Source organism: Streptomyces sp. NPDC002643, from assembly GCF_053592555.1.
In genome coordinates, this window is sequence record NZ_JBSFVY010000039.1 from 14,148 (window position 1) to 38,951 (window position 24,804).

The following is a 24,804-nucleotide window of genomic DNA, read 5'->3' on the forward strand; positions in this document are numbered from 1 at the left end:
GGTTTGTTTGGGCGGGGGGGGCGCTTCTTTTGTGTGGGGGGGGCCCCGCGGGCGGCGGCCCCCCCCACCCCTCACTCACGTTCCAGAGGATTCAGAGCGCGTCCGGGCCCCGCTCGCCCGTGCGGACCCGTACCACCGTGTCCACCGGCAGCGCCCACACCTTGCCGTCGCCGATCTTGCCGGTCTGGGCGGCCCTGACGATCGCGTCGATCACGGCGTCGGAGTCCGCGTCGTCCACGACGACCTCGATCCGCACCTTGGGCACGAGATCGACCTGGTACTCCGCGCCCCGGTACACCTCGGTGTGACCCCGCTGCCGACCGTACCCGCTGGCCTCGCTGACGGTCAGACCATGGACCCCCATCTCCTGAAGGGCGGTCTTGACCTCGTCGAGGCGGTACGGCTTGACGATCGCGGTGATGAGCTTCATGTCTTAAGCCTTGGCCTTCTGCGAGGAGGGGACGGAGGAGGTGACCGGGGCTCCGTGGCCCAGGACGCCGTGATCGTATGCGGTCTCGGCGTGGACCGTAAGGTCGAGGCCGGTGTGCTCGTGCTCCTCGTCCGCGCGGAAGCCCATCACCTTGTCGATGACCTTGGCCGTGCCGTACGTGACGAGGAAGGCGTACGCCCCCACGGCGGCCACGGCCACCAACTGCTTGCCGAGCTGGCCGAGACCGCCGCCGTAGAGCAGTCCTTCCGCCCCGCCGGTCATCGACTCGACGGCGAAGACGCCGATCAGGACCGTGCCGATGATCCCGCCGACCAGGTGGACGCCGACGACGTCGAGGGAGTCGTCGTAGTTGAGTTTGAACTTCCAGCTCACGGCGTACGAGCAGACGACGCCGGCGGCGAGGCCGATGGCCAGGGCGCCGAGGAGGGAGACCGAGCCGCAGGACGGGGTGATGGCGACCAGGCCCGCGACGGCGCCGGAGGCCGCGCCCAGGGTCGTCGGGTGGCCGTCGCGCTTCTGCTCGACGAAGAGCCAGCCGAGGAGACCGGTGCAGCCGGCGGCGAGGGTGTTGAGGAAGGCCGCCGCGGCGAGGCCGCCCGCACCGAGGGCCGAGCCGGCGTTGAAGCCGAACCAGCCGAACCAGAGCAGACCCGCGCCGAGCACGACCATGGGCAGGTTGTGCGGGCGCATCGCGTCCTTCTTGAAGCCCAGGCGCGGGCCGAGGACCAGGCACAGGGCCAGACCGGAGGCGCCGGAGGTGACCTCGACCGGGAGGCCGCCCGCGAAGTCGAGCGCGCCGAGCTTCGAGAGAATCCAGCCGCCCGGGCCCCACACCCAGTGGGTGATCGGAACGTATACGAGCAGCGCCCACACCGGGACGAAGACCAGCCAGGCCGCGAACTTCGCACGGTCCGCGATCGCGCCGCTGATCAGCGCGGCCGTGATGATCGCGAAGGTCAGCTGGAAGGTGGCGAAGAGGAGGGTGGGGACCGTGCCCTGGACGCTGTCCGGGCCGAGGCCGCTCATCCCGAGGTGGTCGAGGCCGCCGAGGAGGCCGCCGCCGATGTCGTCGCCGAAGGCGAGCGAGTAGCCGGCGGCCAGCCACACCACCGTGACCAGGGCGATCGACACGAAGCTCATCATCAGCATGTTGAGCACGCTCTTCGTCCTGACCATGCCGCCGTAGAACAGGGCCAGGCCCGGGGTCATCAGCAGCACGAGGGCGGTGGCGGCGAGCAGCCAGGCGGTGTCGCCGGTGTCGGCGGCCTTCGCGGCCAGGGGAGCGGCGAGATACATGGGGTCTCCAACGGTGCGGGGTCCGTCAGAGGGTCACCGGCGTGCGTTTCCGGACGCGTACGGCTGTGTTTCGGCGAGGTTTCGTTGCGTGGGGGTTACCGAAAGCTCACCGATGGCGGTGAGTGCGACCGGTGGTGCGGTGCCGCTTTGTCGATCAGGGAGAATGGGTCGCATGAGCGTGCGTACCCAGTCATCAGAGAAGTCGGCCGAGGATGGGGGCCCCTCCCACGCCGTTAAGGCAGTGGGGGAACACCGGGCCGGCTTCGCCTGCTTCGTGGGCCGCCCCAACGCGGGCAAGTCCACCCTCACGAACGCTCTGGTCGGCCAGAAGGTGGCGATCACCGCGAACCAGCCGCAGACGACGCGGCACACGGTACGGGGGATCGTGCACCGGCCCGACGCCCAGCTGATCCTGGTGGACACCCCGGGTCTGCACAAGCCGCGCACCCTGCTGGGCGAACGGCTGAACGATGTGGTACGCACCACCTGGGCCGAGGTCGACGTGATCGGTTTCTGCCTCCCGGCGAACGAGAAGCTGGGCCCCGGTGACCGCTTCATCGCCAAGGAGCTGGCGTCCATCAAGAAGACGCCGAAGATCGCGATCGTCACGAAGACCGACCTCGTGGACGGCAAGCGGCTCGCCGAGCAGCTGATCGCCATCGACCAGCTCGGCACGGAGCTGGGCTTCGAGTGGGCGGAGATCGTCCCTGTCTCGGCGGTCGGCGACAAGCAGGTGGACCTCCTGGCCGACCTGCTGATCCCCCTCCTCCCGGAGGGGCCCGCGCTCTACCCCGAGGGCGACCTCACCGACGAGCCCGAGCAGGTCATGATCGCCGAGCTGATCCGCGAGGCGGCCCTGGAAGGCGTACGGGACGAACTCCCGCACTCCATCGCCGTCGTCGTCGAGGAGATGCTCCCCCGCGAGGACCGCCCCGCCGACAAGCCCCTCCTCGACATCCACGCCTTCGTCTACATCGAACGCCCCAGCCAGAAGGGCATCATCATCGGCCCCAAGGGCAAACGCCTGAAGGAGGTCGGCATCAAGTCCCGCAAACAGATCGAGGCCCTGCTCGGGACCCCGGTCTTCCTCGACCTCCACGTGAAGGTGGCCAAGGACTGGCAGCGCGATCCGAAGCAGTTGCGGCGGCTGGGGTTCTGAAGTCCGGGCACGGTTACGCCAGTTCCGATTCGGCTTCCGACTCGGCGGTCGTGGTACCGCCTCGTGTCGGCGTCGTCGGTGTCATGACCTGAGTGCCCACCACCCACCCGAGGAGACCTTCGCGCGGGCCCTGCACCACGCCTCCCTCCTCGCGGACTCGAAGGGCGACCCGGCGGGCGCGGCGGAGGTCGTCGACCGGGTGCTGGGGCGGGCGGAGGACGCGCTGCGCGGGCGGGTGGAGGACGAAGGGAGCGGTCGGGCCGAGGGTGAGGCGGGTGCGCCGACGGGTGTGTTGCTCCTCCAACTCCTCGTGCTGCGCGCGGATGTCGCCGTCCGGCTCGGGGACGAGCGGACGGCGACATCCGCACTGGCCCGGGCGGCGGCCGTCCCGCTCACCGAGGGCCCCAAAGGGGCGCGGGGCTGCGCTGGATATGCGGCTACCGCCGCGCGGGCGCGACCAGCCCCCACGGAGCCGCAGCCGAACAACCGCCAGTAGCCGCCAAACCCAGCGGAGCGCTACCGCTTCCACCAGGCCGTCGACACCTTCCGCAACGTGTTCGTGCCGCAGTGGATCTCGCCCATGCCCAGGTGGTAGGTCTCCCAGTCGTCGAGGTACGACACCTTCATGCCGGCGGACGTGTACGCGGCGGTCACGGCCTGGGTGAAGATGTCCTTGCCGCCGATGACCGGCCCCCACTGACGCGGGGCGAGGTAGTCGGTGCGGCTGAGGACGATGCCGTTGACGGCGCCGGGGATGTAGGCGCTGGTCATGACCGGGCGCGCGGGAGCCTTGGCGGAGCCGCCGGCCGTCGCGGACGGCGTCGAGAGGGCGCCCGAGCGGTCGTCCAGCCTCCGCTGCTGGCCGTACTCCCGCGCCGCCTCCGGCAGTACGGAGCCGGTGCCCGCGCCGAGACGGGTCAGCCGGGGGAGGCGGGTCTTCGCGTCGGCGCCCGACCGGCTCTCGCCCTCCATCTCCGTGCCCTGCGTGAACAGCGCGGGCACGCGGACGATCTCGGCGTCGGTGACACCCGTCTCCCGCTTGAGGATCGCGAGGTTGGCCTCGATCCGGCGGGTGGCGAGGTTGTTGTCGGAGACGAGGTTCTTGGAGGCGAGCGCCGTCGAGACGGTCTCGTTCGGCATGGAGTTCGGCGCGTCCTTCGGCAGGGAGAACATCCTCGTCGAGCCGTGCCCGGCGCTCTTGGCGTCCCGCAGCAGCTTCAGACCGGCCTCGGGGTCGGCGATCGCGATCTTCCAGCCGCGCGGGGTGTCGGCGGGCAGGAACTGCACGAACTCGTCGACATGGCCGACATGCAGCCAGGACGTGTCCAGCAGCAGCGGGTCCTGAAGCCCCTGGGACTTCAGCAGCGTCCGCATCGCCTTCGCCGGCTTGGACTTGAACTCGGGCCGGTGGCCCATGATGATCCGGCCCGCCGGGAAGGAACGCCCGCCGTGGGCGTACGGCGGAATGGTCTCCAGATTGCCCATGGAGTTGAGCGTCCACTCCTCCGAATCGAGGGCGCCCGTGACCTGGACGACGCCGATGTTCCGGCCCCGCACCTTCTCGAACAGCTCCCGGCCCGCCTCACGGTCCATCTGGGCGGAGCGCAGCATCACCCGCATGGTGTGCCGGCCGCCGTTCGCGCCGGTCATGCTCACATACGCGGGCTCCACGAAGTCCTGCGCCCAGATGTCGCCGTACTTGGTGAAGTTGATCGTCGGCTCGGTGACCCCGGCGGCGCGCGCGGCCTTGTCCAGGCCCTTGCGGAAGGTGCCGTTGAGCTTGGCGTAGTCGTCGTCGCCGGAGATCTTGGTGACCATCAACTGCTGGGTGTTCTGCAGATGGTGGTGGGTGAGCAGCGGGGCGACGCGCAGGGTGACCGTGTCGGAGGAGGTGCCCGCCGAGGACTTCACGGTCAGCCGGACCTTGGCCTGTCCGTTCCACTTGGCGGCGTCCCGGATGACGTCCCGCGCCTCGACCCCGAACTCCACGCCCGCGCGCAACTCGGCCCGCGACAGCCGGGTCCTGTCGGTGACCTGCTCCCACTTCTTGCCGCGCTTGACGAAGACCCGGCTCTGCTTGGCACCGGCCGTGACCTTCACGCTGCCCTGCGCCCCGGCGGGCAGGCTCCGCATCGGCACGGACCGTATTCGGGCCAGGTCGGCGGCGTCGGCGGTGCCGTTCACCTTGGTGTCGGAGGCGTCGTTGCAGGCGGCCAGCCTGGCATCGGAGAGCGGCTTGCCCTTCGGGCCGGTGGCCGGGCAGCGCTTGGTGTCGTCGTCGATGTTGGGCAGCATCAGCGCACCCCGCCCGACGGACCAGCTGTCCTCCCAGCCGGAGTCCGTGGAGCCGGTGACATCGACCTTTCCGTCCCGGTTCACATCCGCCCGCAGATCCGTCGCCGGCGCGGCGGCGAACGCGGCGGGCAGCGCGAGCGAGGGTGTGGCGAGCAGGGTCCCGGAGACGGCCAGCACGGCAACCGCCTGCCGGGCGGGTCGGATGCGAGAGGGTCTGGCTGAACGCGTAGGCACGGTGCGTCCCTTCAGCGGTGCGGATGGTCAGCACTGAAGAGGGACGAGAGGGCGAATGCGTTGCCTGTGGAAACCCTGTGATTTCGATGTGGCGCCCGGTGTCCGCCGAGGCGGGTGACGAGCGGTGCCGCGCGGGCGGTCGTCACCTCTGGGCCCGGAGCAACTCCTGATACCAGCCGTACGAGGCCTTCGGGGTCCGCTTCAGCGTCTCGAAGTCGACGTGCACCAGCCCGAACCGCCGCGCGAACCCCTCCGCCCACTCGAAGTTGTCGAGCAGCGACCACACGAAGTACCCGCGTACGTCCACACCGGCCTCCACCGCCCGGTGCAGCGCCCGGACATGCCCGTCCAGGTAGGCGATCCGCTCGCGGTCGTCGACGCCCTCGTACGAGCAGCCGTTCTCGGTGATGACCACGGGCGGCAGCCGGTCCCCGTAGCGCTCACGGAAGCCGGTCAGCAGCTCGGTCAGCCCCTCGGGGACCACGGGCCAGCCGAAGTCCGTCGTCGGTACGCCCTCGATCTCCTTCACGGTGAAGGGGAGTTCGGCGGGGATGGTGACACCGCCGAACTCGATGTCCTCACCCTCGGGGGCGCCCACCCGCGTCGGCGCGTAGTAGTTGATCCCGTACCAGTCGATCGGCTCGGAGATGATCTTCAGATCGCCCGCGATGTCGTTGCCGGGCATCAACTCGCCGATCCCGTCCGGGTATTCACCCAGCAGCACGGGCTCGGCGAACAGCCGGTTGAGCAGGAGATCGTAGAACTCGGCGGCCTCCACGTCCTGTTGGGCCTGCGACGCGGCCCAGGTCGGCCCGTGCGAGTTGGCGATACCGATGTCGGTGACGCCGGCCGCCCGCAGCGCCCGTACGGCCAGACCGTGGCCCAGCAGCTGGTGGTGGGCGGTGGGCAGCGCGTCGAACATCAGCTGCCTGCCCGGTGCGTGGGTGCCGAGCGCATGGCCCAACAGGGTGTGTTCGGCGGGCTCGTTGACGGTGATCCACTTGCTGACCCGGTCACCCAGCCGAGCGGCGACACCGGCGACGTACTCGGCGAAACGCTCGGCGGTGTCCCGGTGGAGCCAGCCGCCGGCCTCGTCGAGCGACGTCGGCAGATCCCAGTGGAAGAGCGTCGGCACGGGCCGTACCCCCGCCCCCGCCAACTCGTCCACCAGCCGGTCGTAGAAGTCGAGACCGCCCGGGGAGTTCACCCTCGGCCAGGAGATCGAGAAACGGTACGCGCCGACACCGAGATCGCGCAGCAGGGCCACGTCCTCGGGGTAACGGTGGAAGTGATCACAGGCCACCGCCGCCGTGGACCCGTCCTTGATCCGCCCCGCCTCGCCCGAGAACACATCCCACACGGACGCCTCACGCTCACCCACCGCCCCCTCGATCTGATGAGCGGAGGTGGAAACCCCCCAGAGAAAGCCGTCGGGGAACCGGGGTACGGGATTCGTCGCCATGCGCGGATCATCCGTACCCCGGGTAACGGAAGTCAACGGCACGGGAGGATCGGGTTCTTGGGGCCGGGGGCTGAGGCCTTTGAAAATAGGGGCGCAGCCCCATTTTCAGGGGCGCGGGGCTGTGACATTTGCGGCTCCGCCGCGCGGGCGCGACAAGCCACGACGGCGCCGCAGCCTCCAGACGGCCGATCGTGGCACCCCCTTAGGAGCCCTCACGCCCCTTCCTTGAGCACCCGGGAAATCAACTCCCGCTGCTCCTCACTCAGCCGAGGGTCCGCGCAGTACACGGTCTCCCCATCGACCGTGATCTCGTAGGAGAACCCGTCCGGCACCCCCAACGGGCGCGCACCCCGGCCGGCGGCCAACACCCGCTCGGCCAGAGCACGCCACTCCGCCGCGTCGCCGCGCCCCGCGGTGGTCACCACCGCGTGCCGCTCGATCCCCGCGAACCCACCCGTGCGCCGCACTTCAATCCGCATGGCTCATGTCTAGTACGGAACTACAGCGTCCGCACGCCCACCTGCTCCCACGCCTTCTGCACGGCCGTCAGCACGTCCCCCTGCCCGTACCGCTCCCTGGCGGCCTTCACCGTGAGCGTGGCGAAGTCGACGAACATGGCCTGCTCGCGCAGCTCGCCGCCGGTGAGGACGTCGTACCAGATCTGCCCGGCCCGCTCCCAGGCGTGGCCGCCGAGGGCCGTGGCGCACAGATAGAACGCGTGGTTGGGGATACCGGAGTTGATGTGCACGCCGCCGTTGTCGCGGCCGGTGCGGACATAGCCGTCCATCGTCGCGGGCTGCGGGTCCTTGCCGAGGACATCGTCGTCGTATGCCGTGCCCGGTGCCTTCATCGACCGCAGGGCGACCCCCGTGACGCGCGGCGCCAGCAGCCCCGCGCCGATCAGCCAGTCCGCCTCGGCGGCGGTCTGGCCGAGGGTGTACTGCTTGATGAGCGCGCCGAAGACGTCCGACATGGACTCGTTGAGGGCGCCCGACTGGCCGAAGTACGTGAGGTTGGCCGTGTACTGGGTGACGCCGTGGCTGAGTTCGTGGCCGATGACGTCGATGGGGATGGTGAAGTCGAGGAAGATCTCGCCGTCGCCGTCGCCGAACACCATCTGCTCGCCGTTCCAGAAGGCGTTGTTGTAGTCGCGGTCGTAGTGCACGGTCGCGTCCAGCGGCAGTCCGTTGCCGTCGATGGAGTCCCGCTCGAAGGACTTCCAGAACAGCTCGTAGGTGGCGCCGAGGCCCGCGTACGCGCGGTTGACGGTCGCGTCCTTGCCGGGCTCGGCGCCCTCCTCGCGCACGGTGGCGCCCGGCAGGTCCGTGCCGTGGCGGGCGTCGTAGATCGTGCGGTGCGGGGTGCCGGCCTCGGCGCCGGCCGGCGCGGCGACCGAGGGGGCGCCGATGACCGTGGTCAGCCGGCGGCGGGTGCGTTCGAGCGCGTCGCGCTCCAGGGTGCGGCGGGCGGCGTTGGCGAGCGTCGAGTCGTCGGCCTGGGAGAGCTTGTCGAGGACGTGTGGCGGGACGACCGTGCAGAAGATGGGCTCATGGCCCCCGTTGGTGGTCATGTCTCGCACGATTGCACTCCGTTAGGTGTGTGTCACTAGGGGCAACCTTGATTGGTGAAATGCGGCTGTATGGGTTGCGTTTCGTGAGTGCCGTGTTACCGCCGGTGGGTTTCGGTCCGCGCCTCCGTTGTGGCTGGTCGCGCAGTTCCCCGCGCCCCTTATGGGGGCGCCCTCGTGTCCGGTGTGACCTCGTGCACCTTTTGCCCCACTTGCCGCCCCCGTCCCGCATACTGATACGACCCGCCGCGTAGAGCTCGACTCGGTTACTGTGCTGCGCATCATGCGTTTCGGGCTGCTTCTTCTTAGCTGCCGCGGCGAGGGCCTGTAGTCCAGGTCGACTCCCTCCCCGCGGAGCTTCGCGTTGCGTGTCGGCCGTCCATTCGGACACCCAAGAGGAGCCCCGCAATCATGGCGAACCGCCAGCAGCCCAGTTCCATGCCGATCCACAAGTACGGCCGCTACGAGCAGGTCGACATCCCGGACCGCACCTGGCCGAACCAGCGGATCACCGCCGCCCCTCGCTGGCTCTCCACCGATCTGCGTGACGGCAACCAGGCCCTGATCGACCCGATGTCCCCCGAGCGCAAGCGCCGGATGTTCGACCAGCTGGTCAAGATGGGCTACAAGGAGATCGAGGTCGGCTTCCCGGCCTCCGGCCAGACCGACTTCGACTTCGTACGGTCGATCATCGAAGAGCCCGGCGCCATCCCGGACGACGTCACGATCTCCGTACTGACCCAGGCCCGCGAGGACCTGATCGAGCGGACCGTGGAGTCCCTGAAGGGCGCCAAGCGGGCCACCGTCCACCTGTACAACGCCACGGCGCCGGTCTTCCGCCGGGTCGTCTTCCGCGGCTCCAGGGACGACATCAAGCAGATCGCCGTGGACGGTACGCGGCTGGTGATGGAGTACGCCGAGAAGCTGCTGGGCCCCGAGACGGAATTCGGCTACCAGTACAGCCCCGAGATCTTCACCGACACCGAGCTGGACTTCGCGCTGGAGGTCTGCGAGGCGGTGATGGATGTGTGGCAGCCGGGTCCCGGTCGCGAGATCATCCTCAACCTGCCCGCCACCGTGGAGCGTTCGACCCCCTCCACCCACGCGGACCGCTTCGAGTGGATGGGCCGCAACCTGTCCCGCCGCGAGCACGTCTGCCTGTCCGTCCACCCCCACAACGACCGCGGTACGGCCGTCGCCGCCGCCGAGCTGGCGCTGATGGCGGGCGCCGACCGCATCGAGGGCTGTCTGTTCGGGCAGGGCGAGCGCACCGGCAACGTCGACCTGGTCACCCTGGGCATGAACCTGTTCTCCCAGGGCGTCGACCCGCAGATCGACTTCTCCGACATCGACGAGATCCGTCGCGTCTGGGAGTACTGCAACCAGATGGAGGTCCACCCGCGCCACCCGTACGTGGGCGACCTGGTCTACACGTCCTTCTCCGGCTCCCACCAGGACGCCATCAAGAAGGGCTTCGACGCGATGGAGGCCGACGCGGCGGCCAAGGGCGTCACGGTCGACGACATCGAGTGGGCCGTGCCGTATCTGCCGATCGACCCGAAGGACGTCGGGCGGTCGTACGAGGCGGTCATCCGCGTCAACTCGCAGTCCGGCAAGGGCGGTATCGCGTACGTCCTGAAGAACGACCACAAGCTGGACCTGCCGCGCCGGATGCAGATCGAGTTCTCGAAGATCATCCAGGCGAAGACCGACGCCGAGGGTGGCGAGGTCACCGGCGGCGACATCTGGGCGGTCTTCCAGGACGAGTACCTGCCGAACCCGGAGAACCCCTGGGGCCGTATCCAGGTCAGGAACAACCAGTCGACCACCGACAAGGACGGCGTGGACACGCTGACCGTGGAGGCCGAGGTCGACGGCACCGAGACCACCCTGGTGGGCACGGGCAACGGCCCGATCTCCGCGTTCTTCCACGCGCTGCAGGGCATCGGCATCGACGCCCGGCTGCTCGACTACCAGGAGCACACGATGAGCGAGGGCGCCTCCGCGCAGGCCGCCTCCTACATCGAGGTGGCCATCGAGGACAAGGTCCTGTGGGGCATCGGTATCGACGCGAACACGACGCGCGCCTCGCTGAAGGCGGTCGTCTCCGCCGTCAACCGCGCGACGCGCTGACCAGCCGAATCGGCGGTTTGAAGGGCCCCGTTCACCGCATATCGCGCATATCGGTGGGCGGGGGCCCCGTCGTTTACCGGCCAAACACTGTGTGGGTACCGGGAAGGGCTCGTCCGGAGTACTGACTACCTCTCGCCGATGTGGCTAACATCACGCAAGCGCGGCGATGTTGCCGTGGGGTTACGGAGGTGCGACGTGCAGCCAGGACGGGGACCACGGGGACCGCTCGGCCGTGTCACCGGGTCGTCGCGCGCCGGAACGACCGGCCGCGCCACCGGCCACTCACGACTCAGGTCGATCGGACAGGTCACCGGGCTCTCCCGGATCGTCGGCACCCGCACCGCCTGGACCGGCGTCGGCGACGGCGAGTTCTTCTGCCCCGGCTGCGGAGGCGACCGCAACTACCAGCGCCTGCTCGGCCGCCGCCGCTTCACCCTCCTCGGGGTGCCGGTGCTGCCGCGCGGCGAGACCGGCCCGGTCGTCGAGTGCGCCGCCTGCCGCCGCCACCACGCCACCGACGTCCTGGACCACCCCACCACCACCCGCTTCTCGGCGATGCTCCGCGACGCCGTGCACACCGTCGCCCTCGCCGTCCTGGCGGCCGACGGAAGCTGCTCGCGCACCTCCCTGACGGCCGCCGCGACCGCCGCCCGCGCCGCCGGTTTCGACGACTGCACCGAGGACCAACTGGCCGCCCTGGTCGAGGCCCTCGCCGCCGACACCGGCCGCCTCTACGGCCGGCCCTGCGGGGCGGGCCTCGCCATAGAGCTCCATGAGGCCCTGGACCCGCTGTCCCCGCATCTGGCCCCGGCGGGCCGGGAGGCGATCCTGCTCCAGGGCGCGCGCATCGCGTTGGCGGACGGGTCGTACACGCCCGCCGAGCGGGAGGTCCTGTCGACGGTGGGCGCGGCGTTGATGATCTGCGCGGACGATGTGACGCGATTGCTCGCGGAGGCCCGTACGCCTTCCTGACGGCGGCCCGTACGCCTCGTGCGCCTTCCTGACGGCGGCCCGTACGCCTCGTGTCGGCGGCCCGTGGCTTTGGCTTCGCTCACACGCGGCCCTGGAGGCTCACGCGTTTCGTACGCGCGCTCTCCAGTCGTACGTGCGCACTTCGTAGCCGCGCGTGTGCCTCAAGCGCCGTAGTGAGCGCTTGCATGGGTCATGCGGTCGTGGGGAGGGTGGCGAATGACGTCCCCCCACGGCACTGCGAGGTCCCATGGCGACCAAGACCAAGCCCAAGACTCAGCGCAAGCCCAAGCCCCACACCCAGCTCAAGACCAAGACGCGGCCCAAGGCAAAGAGCCGGCTCAAGACCGGCACCGGCACCGACACCGGCACCGACACCGGCACCACCCCCTCCGCTCCCGGCGCGCTCCCGCTCATCGGTCACGCCGGGCGGCTGGCCCGCGATCCCCTGGGCTTCCTGGAGGACATGCGCGCGCTGGGCCCGGTCGTGCGCGTCAGGCTGGGGCGCACCCCGGTGTATGTGGTCAGCGCCCCCGAACTGGTCCAGCGCATCCTGCTCGCGGGCAATGGAGCGGAGTTCGACAAGGGCGGCCCCTACTTCGACCAGGTCTCCCAGATCGTGGGCACCGGCCTCGCCACCGCACCGGCCGGACCGCACCGCCCGATGCGCACCCTGTTACGTCCCGTCTTCAGCCGCCACCGACTGCCGCACCACACCCAGCGGTTCCACGACTGCGCACGCGAGGTGTCCTCGACCTGGCGGCCCGGACAAATCATCGACCCCTACACGGAGATGAAGCGCTACACGGTCGCCGTGCTGGCCCGGAGCCTCTTCCTCGCCCCCGAGGACCGCCCGTACGTCGAGGTACTCCAGCGCCATGTGCCGACCCTGCTCGACACCATGGCCACCCACATGATGGTGCCCGGCAGCAGCCGGCTGCCCACGCCCGGGAACCTGCGCTACGCGAAGGCGTCCCGGGAGACGCGCGAGGCCATCCGGGCCATGATCCGGCGCCGCATGGACGACCCCACCGACCACCAGGACCTGCTGTCGGTGCTCGTTCCCCCGGACCGCCCGACGAGCCACACCGAGTCGGAGGTGTACGACCAGGTCATCACGTTCTTCATCGGCGGCGTCGAGACCATGGCCGCACTGCTCTCCTGGACGCTGAGCCTGCTGTGCGACCACCCGGGCGAATACGAACGGCTGGAGGCCGAACTGGACGAGGTCCTCGGCGACGGTCCCGTCACCTACGAGGACCTGTCCCGGCTGCCCCGGCTGAAGCGGGTGCTGAGCGAGTCGCTGCGGCTGCATCCTCCGGGATGGGTGCTCAGCCGTGTCACCCTCGTCGACACCGACCTGGGCGGGCATCGGCTGCCCGCCGGCGCGGGGGTCCTCTTCAGCCCCTACAGCCTCCACCGCGACCCGGAGGTGTTCGCCGAGCCCACCCGCTTCCTCCCCGACCGCTGGCTCGACACCCGCGTCTCACGCCGCCAGCGGGAGGCCTACGTCCCGTTCGGCGCGGGCGCCCGCCGCTGCGTCGCCGACGTCTACGGACTCACCGAGGCCCAGGTGGCCCTCGCGGTGATCCTCCGCGAGTGGCACGTACACCCGGCCCCGAACAGCAGGGCGAAGCCCAAGCCGAGGACAACGATGTGGCCGCAGGGGGTACGGCTGGTCCTGGAACGCCGGGCAGGCTGAACGTTCCCGACTCCGGGGAGCCCCGCTCGGCCTGGCCTCCGGAGTCGGGGCGGACGGTCAGGGGGCGGACGTTCGGAAGGCAGCCGGTCGGGGGGACAGCCGGATGACTGACGTTTCGTCACCAGGCGTGCGGCTCAGGTGACTCGGGTGGGTCAACGGTATTGCCGGCCACCAGGGGAGGGATTACGTTCGCCGGGACATCGGTCGTCCCCTGCCTCGCTTGCCCGCCCGGAGGGTTCGTCGTGCCCATTCCCGCCAAGGGGCTGTTCACCGCCGCCGTCATCGTCAGTGTCGCGCTCGCCTCCGGCATCGGCACCGTGCCCCCGGTCGCGGCGCTTCCCAGTCGGGGGTGTGTGGCGTCCGTGCCGTACGTCTCCGGCACCGGCGGCTATGACACGTACCGCATCCCGGCCGTCGTCACCACGCGCGCGGGGGCGGTGCTGGCCTTCGCCGAGGGGCGGCGGAACGGGGCCGGGGACACCGGCAGCATCGATGTCGTGCTCAGGCGTTCCGCCGACGGGGGCTGCACGTGGGGGCCGCTCAAGGTGGTCGCGGCGGGCGAGGGGAACACGCGGGGCAATCCGGCGCCCGTGGTGGACCCGAGGACCGGTCGCGTCGTCCTCGTCACCTCGTACAACAGCGGTGCGGTCACCGAGGGCCAGATCATGCGGGGCGAGGTCACTCAGGAGCAGAGCCGGCGGGTGTTCGTGCAGACGAGCAAGGACGACGGGCGGCGGTTCACCGCGCCACGCGAGATCACGGCGGAGGTGAAGCTTCCCGGCTGGCGCTGGTACGCCACCGGGCCGGGCCACGCGGTCGCCCTCACCCGGGGCCCGCACACCGGCCGGCTGGTCGTCCCCTCGAACCACTCCGCCGCCCCGCCCGCCGACTCCACCGACACCGGCCAGGAACCCAGGTACTACGGCGCCCACGCCATCTACTCCGACGACGGCGGCACGACCTGGGAACTCGGCTTCGTCGACGACTCCTACGACGGCCTCGACAACGCCAACGAGAACAGCGCGACCCAACTCCCCGACGGGCGGCTGTACTTCAGCACCCGCGACCAGCACGGCACCAGCGTCGGCAACCGCCTCGACACCTACTCCACCGACGGCGGCGAAACCCTGGACCGCCCCTACACCGTCCAGCCCACCCTGAACGACGTACCGATCGTCCAGGGCTCCGTGCTCCAGCTGAACAACGGTCCCCTTCTCTTCTCCGGTCCCTCGGTGCCCACCGAGCGCCGGTCCTTGTCTGTCTGGCGCAGCGGCGACTCGGGCGCCTCCTTCGCCAGGTCCGCGACGCTGTCCACCCGCCCCGCCGCGTACTCCGACCTCGTCCCGCTGGGGAGTACGCGGGTGGGGGTGCTGTACGAGACGGGTACGAGTGGGCCGTACGAGACGATCGAGTTCCGCCGGCTGGCTGTGTCGGGGTTGTAGCCGTAGCCGTACGGCCGGTGGCTGTTACAGCAGGCCCGCCGCCGCCAGGTACTTGCCCACCTGCTCCACCTCGGCCTCCGACAGCGGCAGTTGGGGCTCGGCCGTGGCCGCGCAGGCGATGATGCCGCGGAGGTGGAGGGCCGCCTTGAAGGCGCCGAGGGCGGAGGCGCTGCCGCCCATGCGGGGGGCCTCGGCGCGGCCCACGCCGACCATGGTGAAGAGCTGGCAGAGGCGTTCCTGTTCGGCGCGGGCCCGGTCCCAGTCGCCCGCGCGGCACAGGCGGTCGAGACGGACGTAACCGGCGGGGTCGACATTGGCGAGGCCGGGGACCGAGCCGTCGGCGCCCAGGGCGAGGGCCGAGTCGACGAAGAGTTCGGAGCCGGTGAGGACGGCGAAGCCGGCCGGGACGGCGGCGGACCGGGCACCCGTCAGCACCGCCCGGAAACCGGCCAGATCGCCGCTGGAGTCCTTGAGCCCGGCAATCGTCCCGTCCGCCGCCAGGTCCAGTACGACCTCGGTGGGCAGCTTGGTGTGGACGGCCGGCGGGATGTCGTACGCGATGACCGGGACGGGGGAGTGGGCCGCGAGCAGCCGGTAGTGACGGGAGATCTCGGCGGGGTGGGTGCTGGTGTAGAAGGGGGCGGTCGCCACCACGGCCCGCGCCCCGGCGGACGTGACGGCGCGTACGTGGTCCAGGACGCGCGGGGTCGTCATGTCGATCACCCCGGCGAGTACGGGTACTTGTCCCGCCACATGCCGGACGACCGACTCCGTCACCAGCCGCCGCTGCGCGTCCGTGAGATACGCCGCCTCCGATGTCGACCCCAGCACGAACAGCCCGGCCACGCCCTCGCCCACGAGATGGTCGACGAGGCGGAGCAGTGACGGTACGTCGACCTCGCGGTCCGGCGTCAGGGGGGTACAGACGGGCGGGACGACACCGGTGAGCGGGGTGGGGATGGTCATCGTGGCTCCCTTGCTGCGGGGTACCCGTCCGTGCCGGGCACCACTACGTATCTCGTTCGGGCCGGTCCTGCACGGCCATGGCGGGGGCCGTGGAGGCGGGGGTCGACATGGATGTGGAGGGGGACGGGGATGCGGGCGTGGAGCGTCGGGTGGCCGTGGCGGTGGCCTCGGCGACCAGGTCGTGGGTCGACTCCGTCTCCCGCACAGGATGGTGGCAACGGAAGCGATGTCCGGGCTCCGACGCGGCCGTGAAGTCCGGCATGTCCACCGCGCAGACCTCGTCCGCCTTCCAGCATCGAGTACGGAAGGGGCAGCCGCTCGGCGGCCGGGTCGCCGACGGGACCGGGCCCACCAGCGGGATCGCGTCGATCGGGTCCAGCAGACCCGGCGTGGCCGAGAACAGCGCACGGGTGTACGGATGCCGGGCGCGGTCCGTGACCGAGCCGGCCGGGGACTCCTCCACGATCCGGCCCAGATACATGGTGATCACCCGGTCGCTCATCCGCCGTACCGTCTGGATGTCGTGCGAGACGAACACCAGCGCGAGGCCCAGCCGCTCCTTGAGGTCCAGGAGGAGGTTCAGGATCTGGGCGCGAACCGACACGTCCAGGGCGCTCGTCGGTTCGTCGGCCACCACCAGGTCGGGGTCGAGGGCCAGGGCCCGGGCGATGGCGACGCGCTGACGCTGACCGCCCGACAGCTGGCCCGGCAGCGCCCCGGCCAGCACCGAGGGCAGCCCGACCAGGGACATCAGCTCCCGCACCCGGTCCTCCCGCTCGGCGCTCGTGCCGCGCCGGTGCACATCCAGGGGGTCGCGGAGGATCTGCCGGATCGTCAGCCGGCGGTTGAGGGCCGTGGACGGGTCCTGGAAGATCAGGCCGGTGCCGCTGCCCACGATCCCCCGGCGCTCGGCCGGAGGCATCGTCCAGAGGTCCCGGCCCCGGAACGCCACGGTCCCGGCCACCGGCCGTTCGATCCCGACGATCACCTTCGCCAACGTCGACTTGCCGCACCCCGACTCGCCCACGACGCCCACGGTCTCGCCGGGCGCGATGACCAGATCGGCGCCGGTCAGGGCGTACACACGGTCCCGCTTGAACAGTCCGCCGCTGCGGGCGCGGTGGACGACATGGGCGTCGGCGAGTTCTACGAGGGCATCCGGTCGCTCGGTCACCGGGCCACCTCCCGTTCCGTCGTGACCAGGTCCACCGCCGGGTGGTGGCAGGCGGCCCGGTGGTTCGGTGGGCCCAGGAGTGCCGGGGCGGTCGTACGGCAGGTCTCGTCGGCCAGCGGGCAGCGGTCGGCGAAGCGGCAGCCCGCCGGGAAGTCGGCGGGGGAGGGGACGACGCCCCTGATCTGGGTCATGCGCTCGGCGGCCGACTCCAGCGACAGCACGCTGCCCAGCAGCCCCCGCGTGTAGTGGTGGGCCGGCGCCTCCACGAGGTCCGCCGTCACCCCCGTCTCCACGATCTGCCCGCCGTACATCACCACCACCCGGTCGGTCACGTCCGCCACCAGCGCCAGATCGTGCGAGACGAGGATCAGTGCGAAGCCCAGTTCCTCGCGCAGCCGGAGCAGCAGTTCGATGATCTGGGCCTGGACGGTCACGTCCAACGCGGTGGTGGGCTCGTCGGCCACGATCAGCTTGGGGTCGCGGGACAGGGCCATGGCGATGAGGACGCGTTGGCGCTGGCCGCCGGAGAGTTCGTGGGGGTAGCTGCGCAGGGTCCGCTCGGGGTCCAGCCCGACCAGGCCCAGCAGTTCGGCGGACGACCGCTTGCCGCCCCGGCGTACGACCTGCTTGAGCTGGGCGCGGATCGTCATCGCCGGGTTCAGGGAGGACAGGGCGTCCTGGTAGATCATCGCCATCTCGTGGCCGAGCAGCCGCCGCCGTACGCGCATCGGCTCGCCCACCAACTGCCGCTGGTCGAACCGGACGTGGCCGCGCACCCGGGCGCCCTTCGGCTCCAGCCCCATCACCGCCAGCGCGGTCAGCGACTTGCCGCAGCCCGACTCGCCGACCAGGCCCAGCACTTCCCCGGGCCGGACGTCGAAGCTGATGCCGTCGACGATGTCCACGCCGCCGTGCCGGTCGTCGAAGCCGATGGCCAGCCGCTCGACGGAGAGCACCGGTTGCCCGGAGGGGAGGGGGCGGGCCCGGGACCGCAGCCGCCGGGCCGCTTCGGAGAGCCCCGGCAGGGCGGTGACCGTACCGCTGCCGGGGGCGGGGTCTTCGGGCGCGCGCCCCTCCACCTCGTGGGTCTCGAATTCGCGCCCCTCCGGCTCGTCGTCGGCCTTGCGCTCGCCCCGCATCGGGGCCTTGCCTCCGTCCTTCGGCGACCCCACCTCCCGCGCCGCCGGTGCCGCCCACGCGTCCGACACGCCCTCGGAGAGGATGTTGAGGGACAGGACGGTGATCAGCATCAGCAGTCCGGGGAAGACGGTCGCCCACCAGCCCCCGGTCAGCACCATGTTCTTGCCGTCCGCGATGACGCTGCCCCAGGACGGGTCCGGCGGTCGTACGCCCGCGCCGATGAAGGACAGGGACGCCTCGAAGACGATGGCCTCGGCGACCTGGACGGTGCAGAACACCAGTACGGGCGCGGCACAGTTGATGGCGACGTGCCGGATGACGATGTGCGGGGTGCGGGCTCCTATCACCCGTTCGGCGGTGACGTAGTCCTCCCCGTACTGGTCGAGGACGTTCGCCCGTACGACGCGGGCCACGGGCGGGGTGAAGAGGAACGCGATCGCGCAGATCAGCACCTCGATACCACCGCCGAAGACGGCGACGAGCACGGCGGCGAGCGCGATGCCGGGGAACGCCATGACGACGTCCAGACAGCGCATCAGGGTCTCGTCGACCGCCTTGCGCGAGGTCGCGGCCACGGCTCCGATCAGCGCCCCCGCGAGCAGCGCGAGGCCGGTGGCGCCGAGGCCGATCGCCAGCGACCAGCGGGCGCCGTACATCAGCCGGCTCAGGATGTCCCGGCCGAGGCTGTCCTGGCCGAACCAGTGCTCGGCGGAGGGGGCGCCCGTGCCGCCGACCAGGGGCTGCTGGTCGAGCGGGTCGTGGGGGGCGAGTACGGGTGCGAGCAGCGCCGTGAGCACGACGACCGCGAGGACGCAGACCGCGATCCGCGACAGCACCGGCAGCCGCCGCCAGGACCGCAGCCGTACACCGCCGGGCCGGGTCAGAGCCTCCGTCAGCCGCTTGCGGGTGGTCACCATCAGCCCGAACATCAGTGCCTCAGCTCGCATCCTGGATCGTCGTCGCCGAGTACCCCGATCGTGGTGGTTCTCAACTCGCCTCCCTCAACCGCGGGTTGACCAGCAGATAGAGGATGTCGATGGCGAGGTTGACCACCACGAATCCGGCGGCCGTGGTCAGGACGACGCCCTGGACGACCGCCGGGTCGCCGTTCTTCACGGCGTCGATCATCAGCTTGCCCATCCCCGGCAGCGAGAAGATCGTCTCGATGACGACCGCGCCGCCGAGCAGATAGCCGACGCGCAGCCCGAGCACGGTGAGCGGGTTGATCAGCGCGTTGCGCAGAACATTGCGGCCGACGACCACGCGCGGGGGCAGTCCACTGCCGATCGCCGTCCGTACGTAGTCCTTGTCCAGCTCCTCCACGACCGACGTCCGCACGATCCGGGTGAGCTGCGCGGCCACCGGCAGCGACAGCGCGAACGCCGGCAGCGTCATCGTCTTCAGCCAGCCGGTGAAGGAGTCCGCCGGATTGACGTAACCGCCCGTCGGGAACCAGCCGAGGTCGACGGCCAGATACTGGATCATCAGCAGCGCCAGCCAGAACCCGGGCGCCGCGACACCGGTCAGCGACACGACCCGGATGATCTGGTCCGGCAGCCGGTCCCGGTAGATGGCCGCCGTGACGCCGCCCACCAGCGACAGTACGACCGCGATCCCCAGCCCCAGGAACGTGAGCTGAAGGGTGAGCGGCAGGGCCGTCATCACCTGGTCGACGACCGGAGCCCGGGTCAGCGCGCTGATCCCCATGTCGCCGTGCAGCAGATCGCCGACGAAGTCGACATAGCGCACGGGAAAGGGGTCCAGCAGCCCGTTCTCCTCACGGAATTCATGCAACTGCTCCGGCGTCGGATTGGCCCCTTGGAAGAACGCGGAGGCCGGATCGACATCGGAGAACCGCATGACGATGAAGACGAAGAGAACGATCCCGAGCATCAGGGGAACGAGCAGGGCGAGGCGCCGGAGAAGGATACGAAGAACAGCGATCAAGATTTCACTCCGCCGACATCAGCCGCGCCCCAAAGGGGCGCGGGGCTGTGCTGATTTGCGGCTCCGCCGCGGGGCGCGACCAGCCACAACGATGCCGCAGCCGGCCAACAACCAAAGCCCCCACGGCGCCTAGACCCACTTGGCCTGAAGCAAGTTGATCCCCGGATACGGCTGTGCCCTTATCCCGGTGAGCCGCTTAGGATTCCAAGCGGTCATCAACTCGGTATGCACCACCGGATAAAGCACAACCTGCTCGGCGACGACGTCGATGTAATCCTGCACCATCGTCTTCTTCTTGTCGGCGTCGGATTCCCGAGTAGCCTGCTCCATATCCTTGAACAGCCCCTTGGCCACGCTGTTGTCGGCCCAACGGGCATACTGCATCCACAGGTTCTGCGGCCCGTAGTTGTAATGCATGATCAGATCGGCGTCCAGCCCGAACTGATTGGGATTGGAGGCGGCGGCGACGACCTGGTAGTCCTGCTTCTGGTCCATCTTGGTGAAGACGGCGGTGGTCTCCTGAGGGGAGAGCGTGGTCTCCACGCCGATCGCGTCCCATGACGCCTTGATGGTCGGCAGACAGTCGACGATCCAGCTCACGTTCACGGCCAGGATCTCGATCTTCAGCCCGCTGACCCCGGCCTCCTTCAGCAGCGCCTTCGCCTTCTCCGGGTCGTACCCGTACACGTCCTTGGCGGGCCGATAGCTGGGATTCCCCTCGTTCAGGAACGAACTCGCCGGTTTTCCATGCCCCTTCAGCGCCACCTCGATCATCTTGTCCCGGTCGATGGCGTAATGCAGCGCCTGTCGCACCCGTACGTCGTCGAAGGGCTTGTGCTGGGTGTTGAACATCAGGAAGAGGTTGTTCATCCCGGAGCCGCCCTGGACGGTCATTCCGCCGCTCTCCAGCTGGCCGATATTGGCGTACGGGATGTTGTCGGCGATCTGGGCGCCGGCATTGGACCCGGAGATCTTCGCGACGCGAGGTGCCGCGTCCACGATGGTCAGCCAGTTCATCTTCTTGAAGGCGGGCGGACGGGGCCCGTTGTAGTCGCCGAACGCCTCGAACGTCGTATTGGACTTCGGGTGGTGCGCGGTCTGACGGTACGGCCCCGAACCGACCGCCTTGCCCTTGATGGCCTCCTCCCAGGCGCCCGGCTGGGAGAAGACGTGCTTCGGCATGATCTTGGCGAGGGTGAGCCGTGAAATCCCTTCGGGGAAGGGGAATTTCAGCACCAGCTCCACATTCCGCGCGTCGATCTTCTTGACCTCTTGCAGCCAGCTCGCGAAGAAACCCTTGGCGAGGGTCTGGGTGTCGGGGTCGAGAATGCGGTCGTAGACGAAGACGACGTCGTCGGCGGTCACCGGCTTGCCGTCGTGGAAGGTGGCGCCGGCCCGCAGCTCGAACTTCCACGACGTACCGCTGAGATCGCTCGGCACGGCCGTCGCCAGCGCCGCGTACGGCTCGCGGGAGATGGGGTCGGTGTCGAGGAGGCCCTCGTAGATGTGGTTGTTGGCGGCCATGCAGAAGGCGGAGGCCGTCTGGGTGGGGTCCCAGCTGCCGTCGTTGCCGTAGCCGATGACGGCGGTCAGGGTGCTGTTCCCGCCGCTTCCGCCGCCGGTGTCATTGGTCGACTCCGGCCCCGCCGAACACGCGGCGAGCGACGAGGAGACCGCGGCGGCGGCGCCCAGCGCGCCGGAGTACTTCAGGAACGACCGGCGGCCCGGCATCGGGGCGATAGGGGCATCGGGGGCGTCAGGGCTCACGTCGCGCACGGTTCCTCCAGAGAGAGGTGGAGATACGACGTCCTACGTCCTACAGGGAGCAGCGCGACGATAAGAGCGCACGTGGGGCCGGTCAAGAGATCGCACACGAATGGCGTACTTGCCAAAGGTGCGACCAATGTCGGATCAACACCAGTATGAAATAAGGACAGTTGACGCTCCGTTGGGAGCGACTTCTCCAGAATGATCACTGCCGGTCAACCTGGCGTTTCCACGGCCCGTTTTCTCGGTTTCCCTCCGGAGGTGGGACGTCGGATGTCCGGCGAGCGTACGATGCGGCGCATGTCTCAGGAGAGCGGCAGTCGGCGCCGGCCCGAGCGGCGGGTGAGCAGCCAGATCCAGCGCGAGGTGATGCAGCTGATCCTCGACCGCAGACTCCGGGCGGGAGCGCCCCTGCCCACCGAGACGGAGCTGATGGAGGACCTCGGCGTCAGCCGCAACTCCGTCCGCGAGGCCCTCAAGGCGCTCCAGGCCCTCGACATAGTCGACATCAGACACGGCTACGGCACCTACGTCGGGCAGGCCTCCCTCACCCCCCTCATCGACGGCCTCACCTTCCGCACCCTGGCCAGCCACGACGGCGACACCGCCGCGCTCGCCGAGATCCTCCAGGTCCGCGAGGTACTGGAGGAGGGCCTCGTACGACGGGTCGTCGGCACCCTCACCGACACCGAGCTGGACGAACTCGCGGCCTTCGTCGACCGCATGGAGGCGGCCGGAAAGGCGGGCGAGTCCGTCGCCGAACTCGACCGCGACTTCCACGAACTCCTCTACGCCTCCCTCGGCAACGCCCTCGTCCCCCAACTCCTCGGCGCCTTCTGGACGGTCTTCCTCCGCGTCGCCGGAGCGCGCGGCTGGACCGACGACCCCACCCCCGAACTCACCATCCAGCGCCACCGCGACATAGTCGCGGCCCTCCGCGCCCGCGACATCGAGGGCGCGCAGCGGGCGATGACCGACCACTTCAGGGGGATCGAGACCAGGGCGGCGCAGGCTACGCGGGGTGTGGGATGAGCGGGGAGGACGAGGGAGGACCGGGCGGGATGGGGGAGGCGATGGGAGTGAGCGGCGCGCCGGCCGTGGTCGAGCCGTGGGAGCCCGGTGGCGTCGGGGTGCTGCGGCTGCCGTCCGGGCGGCTGGTGCGCGGGCGGGGGCTGCGGCGACCGCTTCCCGACGGCCCGGCCGCCACGTACGCCGTGCATCTGCTCGGCAAGGAGCCGCCCGAAGTCCCCTGGGAGTCCCGCTGGCTGCGGTGGCCCGACTTCCGGTTGCCCGCCGATCGGGCCGAGGCCGCGGAGGTCCTGCGGGACGCCTGGCGCCGGGCGGCCGACGAACGGGTCGAGTTCGCCTGCGGCGGCGGCCGGGGCCGCACCGGCACCGCGCTGGCCTGCCTCGCGGTCCTGGACGGCGTACCACCACAGGAGGCCGTGGCGTACGTACGCCGGCACTACGACCGTCACGCGGTGGAGACGCCGTGGCAGCGGCGGTACGTACGACGCTTCGGGACCTGATGGTGGGCCCCCACCCCGCTGCCGTCCTACGGGCGGCGGGCGCGGAAGCGGAGGGAGCCGCCCAGCTTGTGCAGGTCCACGGAGACGTCGGTGAAGCCCGCCTTCCGCAGGCGTGCGGGCAGGGTCGCCGCCTCCACGATGTTCATCGTGTCCCGGAGATGCAGCATCCGGAAGCGGAAGCTGTACTGGCTGTCACTGCCGGCGAAGACACCGCCGGGCCGCAGCACCCGGAACGCCTCCGCGAAGATCCGGTCCTGCTGCTCGGCCGTCGGCACGTGGTGCAGCATGGTGAAGCAGACCACCGAGTCGTACGACGCGTCCGGCAACGGCATCGCCGCCGCGTCCGCCCGTACGATCCGGGCCCGCTCGCCCCAGGTGACGTCCAGCAGCCGGGCGGTGGCGGCGTCGATCTCCACGGCGGTGAGACGCGGCACCTGTTCGACGAGAACGCGCAGGTTCGCGCCGTAGCCCGCGCCGATCTCCAGGACGTCCGAGCCCAGTTCGACACCGTCGAGCGCCCAGGGCAGCAGCAGTTCCTTCGTCGTCCGCGCCCACTTCTCGGAGCCGCACAACTTGCGGTGGATCAGATTCATCGGCATGCCCTCGACGCTAGGCCCGCCCCTCGGCTGTCCACCACGGGCTAGGCTGCCGTCCCATGTCGCCAGACGGACAGCGGGAACGGGGCGGACAGCCGGGAGTGGGCATCGGCCGGGGCGCCGACCGGAACCCGGGCGGGGGCGACGAACGCGACCCCGCCGCCACCCTCCACCGCTGCTTCCGCGGCCACCCCACCGCCATCTTCATCGGCCACTTCACGATGCCCCGCGGCACCGCCTACGCCCGGCACTGGCACCCGGTGCATCAACTCGCCTGGTCCGCCAAGGGGTTGCTGCGGATCACCACCCGGCAGGGCTCCTGGCTGCTGCCGCCGACCCTCGCGCTGTGGATTCCCGCCGGGGTCCCCCATGTCACCGAGTCGGCGGCGGGCGACACGGTGATGCGGGCCCCGTACATCGCCCCGGAGAGCTGCCCGGAGATCGACTGGGCGGACCCCACGGTCGTCGAGGCGGGCCCGCTGCTGAGCGCCCTCATCGACCACCTCCTGCGCACCGACCTGACCGCCGAGGCGCGCTCACGCGCCGAGGCCGTACTCCTCGACGTCCTGCACCCCGTCCCCGTGACCAGCGTCGACGCCCCCGAGCCCCGTGATCCGAGGGCCCGCGAGGTGGCCCGCGCCCTCGCCGTGAACCCTGCCGACCCCCGCCCCCTCGAAGCCTGGGCCACCCAGGTCGGTGCCAGCGCCCGTACGCTCGCCCGGCTCTTCGTCGCCGACACCGGCCTCGCCTTCGGCCAGTGGCGCGAACAGACCCGTATGCGCGCCGCCATGCCCCTCCTCGCCCAGGGCCTTCCCCTCGAATCCATCGCCCGCCGGGTCGGTTACGCCTCCGCGAGCTCGTTCGTGGCCGCCTTCAAACGCATCGTCGGCGTGACTCCACGCGAGTACTTCCCGGTACACCGGTGATCACCGCCGGCAAGGGCGCCGAAAACCGGGCGACGCACCCCGCCCGCCC

20 protein-coding genes and 1 pseudogene are annotated in these 24,804 nt (G+C 70.3%); 9 read left to right on the forward strand and 12 right to left on the reverse strand.

The window, feature by feature from the left end:
* Positions 1–91: 91 nt before the first annotated feature.
* Both ACWD4G_RS38615 and ACWD4G_RS38620 read right to left on the reverse strand, forming a co-directional pair.
* Complete coding sequence (locus tag ACWD4G_RS38615) at positions 92–430, reverse strand: P-II family nitrogen regulator (protein WP_451302106.1); 339 nt, start codon at positions 428–430, stop codon at positions 92–94.
* A 3-nt stretch (positions 431–433) separates the two neighbouring features.
* Positions 434–1,747 carry an ammonium transporter gene (locus ACWD4G_RS38620; protein ID WP_451302108.1) on the reverse strand — a complete coding sequence of 438 codons (1,314 nt, stop codon included), beginning with the start codon at positions 1,745–1,747 and terminating at the stop codon, positions 434–436.
* 163 nt (positions 1,748–1,910) lie between these two features.
* Between ACWD4G_RS38620 and era the strand changes: the two genes are divergently transcribed.
* Both era and ACWD4G_RS38630 read left to right on the forward strand, forming a co-directional pair.
* Positions 1,911–2,906, forward strand: a complete 996-nt coding sequence (gene era, locus ACWD4G_RS38625) for a GTPase Era (protein ID WP_451302110.1) — start codon at positions 1,911–1,913, stop codon at positions 2,904–2,906.
* A 97-nt stretch (positions 2,907–3,003) separates the two neighbouring features.
* Positions 3,004–3,402 (forward strand): annotated as a pseudogene (locus tag ACWD4G_RS38630) (hypothetical protein); the annotation flags it as partial.
* A 20-nt stretch (positions 3,403–3,422) separates the two neighbouring features.
* On the opposite strand, the gene ACWD4G_RS38635 reads toward ACWD4G_RS38630, so the two are convergent.
* From ACWD4G_RS38635 to ACWD4G_RS38650, 4 genes are all read right to left on the reverse strand, one after another.
* On the reverse strand, positions 3,423–5,378 hold the full coding sequence (locus ACWD4G_RS38635; protein WP_451302112.1) for a protein-arginine deiminase domain-containing protein: 1,956 nt from the start codon (positions 5,376–5,378) through the stop codon (positions 3,423–3,425).
* A 199-nt stretch (positions 5,379–5,577) separates the two neighbouring features.
* A complete protein-coding gene (locus ACWD4G_RS38640; RefSeq protein ID WP_451302114.1) occupies positions 5,578–6,897 on the reverse strand; it encodes a GH1 family beta-glucosidase in 1,320 nt (439 codons plus the stop codon).
* 212 nt (positions 6,898–7,109) lie between these two features.
* Positions 7,110–7,376: a protealysin inhibitor emfourin gene (locus ACWD4G_RS38645; protein ID WP_451302116.1), complete on the reverse strand. Its 267-nt coding sequence runs from the start codon at positions 7,374–7,376 to the stop codon at positions 7,110–7,112.
* Between the two features lie 20 nt (positions 7,377–7,396).
* Positions 7,397–8,467, reverse strand: a complete 1,071-nt coding sequence (locus tag ACWD4G_RS38650; RefSeq protein ID WP_451302118.1) for a M4 family metallopeptidase — start codon at positions 8,465–8,467, stop codon at positions 7,397–7,399.
* Between the two features lie 408 nt (positions 8,468–8,875).
* Here ACWD4G_RS38650 and leuA point away from each other — a divergent pair, with 408 nt between their 5' ends.
* The 4 genes from leuA (at position 8,876) to ACWD4G_RS38670 (ending at position 14,710) form a co-directional block, all read left to right on the forward strand.
* A complete protein-coding gene (gene leuA / locus ACWD4G_RS38655) occupies positions 8,876–10,597 on the forward strand; it encodes a 2-isopropylmalate synthase (RefSeq protein WP_451302120.1) in 1,722 nt (573 codons plus the stop codon).
* 195 nt (positions 10,598–10,792) lie between these two features.
* Positions 10,793–11,569 (forward strand): TerB family tellurite resistance protein, encoded by a 777-nt coding sequence (locus tag ACWD4G_RS38660; protein ID WP_451302122.1) that lies wholly within the window; start codon positions 10,793–10,795, stop codon positions 11,567–11,569.
* Positions 11,570–11,816: 247 nt separating this feature from the next.
* Positions 11,817–13,268, forward strand: coding sequence for a cytochrome P450 (locus tag ACWD4G_RS38665; protein ID WP_451302124.1), 1,452 nt, complete (start codon positions 11,817–11,819; stop codon positions 13,266–13,268).
* 308 nt (positions 13,269–13,576) lie between these two features.
* Positions 13,577–14,710 (forward strand): sialidase family protein, encoded by a 1,134-nt coding sequence (locus ACWD4G_RS38670; RefSeq protein ID WP_451302214.1) that lies wholly within the window; start codon positions 13,577–13,579, stop codon positions 14,708–14,710.
* A 24-nt stretch (positions 14,711–14,734) separates the two neighbouring features.
* Here the strand turns inward: ACWD4G_RS38670 and ACWD4G_RS38675 are convergent, their stop codons facing one another.
* The 5 genes from ACWD4G_RS38675 to ACWD4G_RS38695 form a co-directional block, all read right to left on the reverse strand.
* Positions 14,735–15,676, reverse strand: a complete 942-nt coding sequence (locus tag ACWD4G_RS38675; protein WP_451302126.1) for a dihydrodipicolinate synthase family protein — start codon at positions 15,674–15,676, stop codon at positions 14,735–14,737.
* A 43-nt stretch (positions 15,677–15,719) separates the two neighbouring features.
* Positions 15,720–16,850: an oligopeptide/dipeptide ABC transporter ATP-binding protein gene (locus tag ACWD4G_RS38680; RefSeq protein ID WP_451302128.1), complete on the reverse strand. Its 1,131-nt coding sequence runs from the start codon at positions 16,848–16,850 to the stop codon at positions 15,720–15,722.
* Positions 16,847–18,907, reverse strand: a complete 2,061-nt coding sequence (locus ACWD4G_RS38685) for a dipeptide/oligopeptide/nickel ABC transporter permease/ATP-binding protein (protein WP_451302216.1) — start codon at positions 18,905–18,907, stop codon at positions 16,847–16,849. Before ACWD4G_RS38685 ends, ACWD4G_RS38680 begins: the two co-directional genes overlap by 4 nt.
* 70 nt (positions 18,908–18,977) lie before the next feature.
* Positions 18,978–19,937 carry an ABC transporter permease gene (locus ACWD4G_RS38690; RefSeq protein ID WP_451302130.1) on the reverse strand — a complete coding sequence of 320 codons (960 nt, stop codon included), beginning with the start codon at positions 19,935–19,937 and terminating at the stop codon, positions 18,978–18,980.
* Positions 19,938–20,066: 129 nt separating this feature from the next.
* Positions 20,067–21,668: an ABC transporter substrate-binding protein gene (locus ACWD4G_RS38695; protein WP_451302218.1), complete on the reverse strand. Its 1,602-nt coding sequence runs from the start codon at positions 21,666–21,668 to the stop codon at positions 20,067–20,069.
* Between the two features lie 327 nt (positions 21,669–21,995).
* Between ACWD4G_RS38695 and ACWD4G_RS38700 the strand changes: the two genes are divergently transcribed.
* Both ACWD4G_RS38700 and ACWD4G_RS38705 read left to right on the forward strand, forming a co-directional pair.
* A complete protein-coding gene (locus tag ACWD4G_RS38700; RefSeq protein ID WP_451302220.1) occupies positions 21,996–22,736 on the forward strand; it encodes a FadR/GntR family transcriptional regulator in 741 nt (246 codons plus the stop codon).
* A 47-nt stretch (positions 22,737–22,783) separates the two neighbouring features.
* Positions 22,784–23,233: a protein-tyrosine phosphatase family protein gene (locus ACWD4G_RS38705; protein ID WP_451302132.1), complete on the forward strand. Its 450-nt coding sequence runs from the start codon at positions 22,784–22,786 to the stop codon at positions 23,231–23,233.
* 26 nt (positions 23,234–23,259) lie between these two features.
* Here ACWD4G_RS38705 and ACWD4G_RS38710 read toward each other — a convergent pair whose 3' ends face one another.
* Entirely contained in the window at positions 23,260–23,832 is a 573-nt protein-coding gene (locus ACWD4G_RS38710) for a class I SAM-dependent methyltransferase (protein ID WP_451302134.1), read from the reverse strand.
* A 56-nt stretch (positions 23,833–23,888) separates the two neighbouring features.
* Here ACWD4G_RS38710 and ACWD4G_RS38715 point away from each other — a divergent pair, with 56 nt between their 5' ends.
* On the forward strand, positions 23,889–24,755 hold the full coding sequence (locus tag ACWD4G_RS38715) for a helix-turn-helix domain-containing protein (RefSeq protein WP_451302136.1): 867 nt from the start codon (positions 23,889–23,891) through the stop codon (positions 24,753–24,755).
* The last annotated feature ends 49 nt before the right edge of the window (positions 24,756–24,804 follow it).

Coding starts and splice junctions, on each gene's coding strand:
- ACWD4G_RS38665 (WP_451302124.1), top strand. CDS start 11,817: ATGGCGACCAAGACCAAGCCCAAGACTCAGCGCAAGCCCAAGCCCCAC.
- era (WP_451302110.1), top strand. CDS start 1,911: ATGGGTCGCATGAGCGTGCGTACCCAGTCATCAGAGAAGTCGGCCGAG.
- ACWD4G_RS38645 (WP_451302116.1), bottom strand. CDS start 7,376: ATGCGGATTGAAGTGCGGCGCACGGGTGGGTTCGCGGGGATCGAGCGG.
- ACWD4G_RS38620 (WP_451302108.1), bottom strand. CDS start 1,747: ATGTATCTCGCCGCTCCCCTGGCCGCGAAGGCCGCCGACACCGGCGAC.
- ACWD4G_RS38710 (WP_451302134.1), bottom strand. CDS start 23,832: ATGCCGATGAATCTGATCCACCGCAAGTTGTGCGGCTCCGAGAAGTGG.
- ACWD4G_RS38675 (WP_451302126.1), bottom strand. CDS start 15,676: ATGACCATCCCCACCCCGCTCACCGGTGTCGTCCCGCCCGTCTGTACC.
- ACWD4G_RS38650 (WP_451302118.1), bottom strand. CDS start 8,467: ATGACCACCAACGGGGGCCATGAGCCCATCTTCTGCACGGTCGTCCCG.
- ACWD4G_RS38700 (WP_451302220.1), top strand. CDS start 21,996: ATGCGGCGCATGTCTCAGGAGAGCGGCAGTCGGCGCCGGCCCGAGCGG.
- ACWD4G_RS38695 (WP_451302218.1), bottom strand. CDS start 21,668: ATGCCGGGCCGCCGGTCGTTCCTGAAGTACTCCGGCGCGCTGGGCGCC.
- leuA (WP_451302120.1), top strand. CDS start 8,876: ATGGCGAACCGCCAGCAGCCCAGTTCCATGCCGATCCACAAGTACGGC.
- ACWD4G_RS38685 (WP_451302216.1), bottom strand. CDS start 18,907: ATGGTGACCACCCGCAAGCGGCTGACGGAGGCTCTGACCCGGCCCGGC.
- ACWD4G_RS38615 (WP_451302106.1), bottom strand. CDS start 430: ATGAAGCTCATCACCGCGATCGTCAAGCCGTACCGCCTCGACGAGGTC.
- ACWD4G_RS38640 (WP_451302114.1), bottom strand. CDS start 6,897: ATGGCGACGAATCCCGTACCCCGGTTCCCCGACGGCTTTCTCTGGGGG.
- ACWD4G_RS38715 (WP_451302136.1), top strand. CDS start 23,889: ATGTCGCCAGACGGACAGCGGGAACGGGGCGGACAGCCGGGAGTGGGC.